This window comes from Paucibacter soli (genome assembly GCF_037482845.1).
Classification (GTDB): domain Bacteria; phylum Pseudomonadota; class Gammaproteobacteria; order Burkholderiales; family Burkholderiaceae_C; genus Paucibacter_B; species Paucibacter_B soli.
On the sequence record NZ_JBBHJW010000025.1, the window covers coordinates 1 to 1,980 of the forward strand.

The following is a 1,980-nucleotide window of genomic DNA, read 5'->3' on the forward strand; positions in this document are numbered from 1 at the left end:
GGCAGCAAGTCAATGTTGCGCACAGCCGTTCTCCTCGCTCTATTTCCAAGTGTCTCGATAGCGCAGGCCATCAGTCCGTGCTCGTTTGTGGTGGGGCATGGCCTCTTGAGGGGCGACCCCAGCCAAGGCATGCAGGCCATCAATCCCGCTTGGTTTACTGCTTCTGGCCGGGCAGAGGTCGAGATTCGTGGCAAGACGCTGCAGGCCAAGTTCTTTGACTCCGCTTCGCCATCTGAACCAAGCCACAACTTCAAGGCTTCCTTTCCTAGTGTTCCGCGAGCTGGAAAGGCCAATACGAAGATCGGACGGGCGACACTGCGGACGATCGGTACTGACGGCGGAGATGATGAACTCTCCGGGGAAATTGCTATTTCGTTGGTACAAGACGCATCCGGAAAGTTCACCCACTATTCCCTAGTTGCCCACGATGCTCATTCATTCGTTGGTATCACGTGCTTTGCGAAGCGTGCTGCCTAACCAGTCGCTCGAGCCGACTCGCGTCGGCAAGCCGCCGCTTGCGGCTCAGCTTCAACGTTAGGCCGCAGTCGACCGGCAACAATGTCATCTTTCGCGTATTCAATGAAGAAATGATAGAAGCACAACAACCAACGAAATCCTGGGCGGCGCGTCTTATCTCCGGCGACATTGGGCTTGCTAAGACTTTTTGGATTTTTTCGTTCGCCATTCCTGTTGCGTGGAACTATCTTGCGCTGAGCGCCCTTCTGGCAATTGATTTCAAACACGCGTTCTTGGTGACCACTCTGCCGCTAATGGTTTGGGTGCCTATCTGCATACTCGCAATTTGGCGATCGGGAGTCGCTGGACCAAAGCGCACTGTGTGGGGTGTACTGGCGCTTCTTTGGATGGCTTTGGTCAGCATCAAGTTGTTGGCGCTGGTGTCTGGCGCCATTCGCATCTCACTCAGCTCTTGAAGTCTTTGAAGTGCAATGCAAAAAGGGCGGCCTAACCATTCGCTGGATCCGACAGCCCTCGGCAAGCCTCGGTCTGCGGCCCAGCTAAAACGTTAGCTCTCAATGACACCAGAAGAGATCATCGATGCATTGACAAAATACCGTGAGGAACTTGGTCAGATATTGGGCCGCTTCAGCCACACCCGAAGCGGGGTGCATATCGAGCCTCAAGACAACTATCGCTTCCGAACGGTCGTTACAGAAGTGTTGGACCTGCTCCGCGACCATGTTCCCGGCTCACGGCAACACATTCAACTTGTGGGCGGTGCGTACAACGAAGGCCTGAACAACATCTATCGCTCAGCCTCGTACGCAAGCGTCGAGGAGGTGCGAAGTACTGTTTCGGCAGTCATAACGCGTATTGAGCGCAACAAGAGTCTTTTCGTCGAGGCAACTGGCCCGGTGTCAGTTGCTGAGTCTGAGAGACGGCTCATGGACGCGCTAGACCAGCTAATCCTTAGATTTCATGCTGTAGCGGTACAGCTTCGATCCCGTCACTCAGATCGCGCCACGCTCGATGTGAATGACGAATATGACGTGCAGGACCTCATGCACGCGCTATTGAGGCTTCACTTCAATGACGTCCGGCCCGAGGAATGGGTTCCGAGCTATGCGGGGAGTGCCTCTCGCACGGACTTCTTGCTTCCGGAAATCCTGACTGTCGTCGAGTTGAAGAAGACGCGCCAAGGATTGAACGCGAGGTCCGTCGGCGAGCAGTTGATCATCGACATAGCGAAGTACAAGAAGCACCCTCAGTGCAAGCACCTCGTTTGCTTCGTCTATGACCCAGAGGGCCGAATTGTGAATCCTGTTGGTATTGAGAACGACCTCGCCTCTGGTGGCGAAGGCATAGACGTCCGAGTGTTCATTCTTCCCAAGGCTGCGGGGTGAGAGCTAACCAGTCGCTCGAGCCGACTCGCGTCGGCAAACCGCCGCTCGCGGCTCAGCTTCAACGTTGAGGCTGTAAAAACTCCCTCACCCCCGCAGCACCACCAGTAGCCAATACCCA

3 protein-coding genes are annotated in these 1,980 nt (G+C 55.3%); all 3 read left to right on the forward strand.

The window, feature by feature from the left end; genetic code table 11:
• Window positions 1–477: hypothetical protein (locus WG898_RS25055; protein ID WP_339605501.1), on the forward strand; the 477-nt coding region annotated here is incomplete at its 5' end.
• A 38-nt stretch (window positions 478–515) separates the two neighbouring features.
• Complete coding sequence (locus WG898_RS25060) at window positions 516–932, forward strand: hypothetical protein (protein WP_339605502.1); 417 nt, start codon at window positions 516–518, stop codon at window positions 930–932.
• Window positions 933–1,034: 102 nt separating this feature from the next.
• Complete coding sequence (locus WG898_RS25065) at window positions 1,035–1,862, forward strand: PD-(D/E)XK nuclease domain-containing protein (protein ID WP_339605503.1); 828 nt, start codon at window positions 1,035–1,037, stop codon at window positions 1,860–1,862.
• The last annotated feature ends 118 nt before the right edge of the window (window positions 1,863–1,980 follow it).

Bases quoted from the DNA above. Each gene is read 5' to 3' on its own strand.
- WG898_RS25065 (WP_339605503.1), top strand. From the start codon at position 1,035: ATGACACCAGAAGAGATCATCGATGCATTGACAAAATACCGTGAGGAA.